At 47.3% G+C, this 2,608-nt stretch carries 3 protein-coding genes; all 3 read left to right on the top strand.

Going from position 1 to position 2,608, the window contains the following annotated elements:
- Positions 1 to 99: 99 nt before the first annotated feature.
- The 3 genes from istA to istB are packed head-to-tail and all read left to right on the top strand — an operon-like array spanning position 100 to position 2,485.
- Positions 100 to 1,281 (top strand): IS21 family transposase, encoded by a 1,182-nt coding sequence (istA, locus tag Q0590_RS36990; protein ID WP_302042720.1) that lies wholly within the window; start codon positions 100 to 102, stop codon positions 1,279 to 1,281.
- Between the two features lie 12 nt (positions 1,282 to 1,293).
- Entirely contained in the window at positions 1,294 to 1,659 is a 366-nt protein-coding gene (locus Q0590_RS36985) for a hypothetical protein (protein ID WP_302042719.1), read from the top strand.
- A gap of 10 nt (positions 1,660 to 1,669) precedes the next feature.
- Positions 1,670 to 2,485 carry an IS21-like element helper ATPase IstB gene (gene istB, locus Q0590_RS36980; RefSeq protein ID WP_302042718.1) on the top strand — a complete coding sequence of 272 codons (816 nt, stop codon included), beginning with the start codon at positions 1,670 to 1,672 and terminating at the stop codon, positions 2,483 to 2,485.
- Positions 2,486 to 2,608 lie beyond the last annotated feature (123 nt).

Genomic DNA, 2,608 nt, shown 5'->3' with positions numbered 1-2,608 from the left:
TGTATATATTAATTGAATGATCCACCAGATTTCAGTTCAAAAGTAGGCCAGTGGAAGAGCTTGTAAGAGAAAGCTTACGAGCTTTAAACCATGATCCAAATGGCCGAAAAACAAGAAATCATCATCCGCTACCACCGGGAAGGTGCCAGCGCCCGCAAGATCAGCCGCGACTTAGGGCTGAGCCGTAAAACGGTCAGTAAATATATTGCTGAGTATGAACAGGCCTTGGCCATCCAACAGTCCCATCAAGCCACGGCTGATACCTATCTGGCCCAACCTCCCAAGTACCGCACCGGTTTCCGCCACAAGCGCCGCCTGCATGAAGATTTGCAGAAGCGTATTGATAGTTATCTACTTCAAAATGAAGAAAAGAAGCGGCAGGGCTTGCGTAAACAACTATTGCTCAAGCAGGATATCCATCAGGCACTGCTTAAAGAAGGTTATCAGGTAGGCTATACCACCGTCTGTAATTATATCCGCTCCAAAGTAAAACCATCCCGGGAGGTGTTTATTCGCCAGCACTATGAACCAGCTCACAGCTGTGAGTTTGACTGGGCAGAAGTACGTTTGCAGATAGCCGGGCAGAATAGACGTTTGTACCTGGCCGTTTTTACAGCTTGTTACAGCAACTACCGTTTTGCCCTGCTATTCGAGCGGCAGGATACGCTCGCTTTTCAAGCTTCTCATGTGGCTTTCTTTGCCCACTGTGGGGGCGTATTCCGGCAGATGGTCTATGATAACATGCGTGTAGCCGTAGCGCAGTTTACCGGTCCTCATGAACGGGAACCTACCTTGGCTCTGAGACAACTGAGCAGCTTTTATCATTACCGTTACCGCTTCTGCAACATCGCCCGGGGCAACGAAAAAGGTCATGTAGAACGCAGCGTCGAAGTGGTCAGGCGCAAAGCGTTCGCAGAAAAATATCACTTTGCAAACCTGCAAGAGGCACAAGTGCATCTATTGCAGACCTGTGAGCAAATCAATGCTACCTATAGGGAAACAAAAACCGCACAGGCTTTATTTGCCCAAGAGAAACCCCTGCTGTGGGCCAATCCCGGAGAGATGAGTTGCTATCTGCTAGAGACCCTCAGAGTAGACAAACAAGCCACTATCTGCTATAAAACCAATCACTATTCCGTTCCGGATCATTTAGTAGGTGCCTTATTGGAAGTAAAGATTGATGCACAGCAGCTTATTTGCTTCTATCAGGGTAAGAAGGTAGCTACCCATCCGCGTAGTTACCTGCGGCACAATTGGCCGGACCTCAAACCAGAGGCTTGATCTGGGGTCCGGATGCAATTGGAGCACTATCTCACCACTCTGAGTCGTAAACCGGGTGCCTTGCCAGGGTCAGTAGCTCTGCAGCAAAGCACCCAGGCTTTGCAGGAACTGTATCAAAGCTATTTCCGCGATCAGACCCGTTCCTTTATTGACTTGCTGCAGTATTGCCAGAAGTATTCGGTCACCACCGAGCACTTACTCAAGACGGTGGCAGAGCTTATCAGTACTTGTCCCTTTGATGTAACGGCAGACAAACTCATAGCCCTGCTGGGCAACAAGCCCCTTGCTAGTGAACCCTCTGCTGGTGGACCTATTGAAGCTTTGTGTGAAGCACAATTACAGGAAATCGCTTCTTTGTTCAACTACCAGGCTAGCTGACAACGATTGTATGATGCCCCCTTTATTTACTCACTTTATTCCATCTATCTCTATGCAAACTCCCACACATCAACAAATTAGCTCACTCTGTAAAGAACTACGACTTCCGGCTATCCGTCAGCAGTTTAGTGAAATAGCCCAGCAAGCTGCCACCCAAAGGCTCGACTATGAACAGTTCTTACTTGGGCTACTCAAAGAAGAATATGAGATGCGGGTAGAAAACCGGCGTAAGGTAGCTTTGCGGCAGGCAGGCTTTCCCCAACTCAAATACCTGCCGGACCTATCGCTAGAAGATCTGCCGGCAGAAGCAGCCGAAAAACTCTCCCTTTTAGAACGCTTAGATTTTATGCGTAATGGACAAAACCTGATTCTGGCCGGAAACCCGGGTACAGGTAAGACCCACATGGCTATTGGCTTAGGGGTAAAAGCCTGCCTGCAGGGCTATAAGGTGCTTTTTACTAGTGTCTCCCGGCTACTGACTCAGATCAGAGAGTCCCGTTCACAGAAAGCCCTGCGGATGATAGAAAACCGCTTTGAAAAATATGATTTAGTGATCTGTGATGAATTTGGCTACATCTCTTTTGATAAAGAAGGAGCCGAACTGCTGTTTACCCATCTCTCTTTGAGAGCAGGCCATAAATCAACCATCATTACCACTAATCTGTCTTTTGACCGATGGAAAGAAATCTTTGGTGACCCGGTGCTCACAGCTGCTATGGTAGACCGGCTCACCCACCGGGCCTATATCATCAACATGAACGGAAAATCTTACCGGATGAAGGAAACCAAGCAGTGGTTGCAGAAAGAATCCGCTAAAAAAGAATGAGTAGCTCAGGTTAAAAAATACCTTCTATATATTGTTTGCTATGCTATATCTGATACTTTTGTCTAACCCCTCTGGCCTACTTTTGAATTAATACACTGGCGTATCAATCGACTAATATATACA

This window comes from Rhodocytophaga aerolata (assembly GCF_030503435.1).
Classification (GTDB): Bacteria; Bacteroidota; Bacteroidia; order Cytophagales; family 172606-1; genus Rhodocytophaga; species Rhodocytophaga aerolata.
The sequence above is the reverse complement of the archived record's forward strand: the minus strand, read 5'-3'. Positions and strand labels throughout refer to the sequence as shown.

Coding starts and splice junctions, on each gene's coding strand:
- istA (WP_302042720.1), top strand. CDS start 100: ATGGCCGAAAAACAAGAAATCATCATCCGCTACCACCGGGAAGGTGCC.
- Q0590_RS36985 (WP_302042719.1), top strand. CDS start 1,294: ATGCAATTGGAGCACTATCTCACCACTCTGAGTCGTAAACCGGGTGCC.
- istB (WP_302042718.1), top strand. CDS start 1,670: ATGATGCCCCCTTTATTTACTCACTTTATTCCATCTATCTCTATGCAA.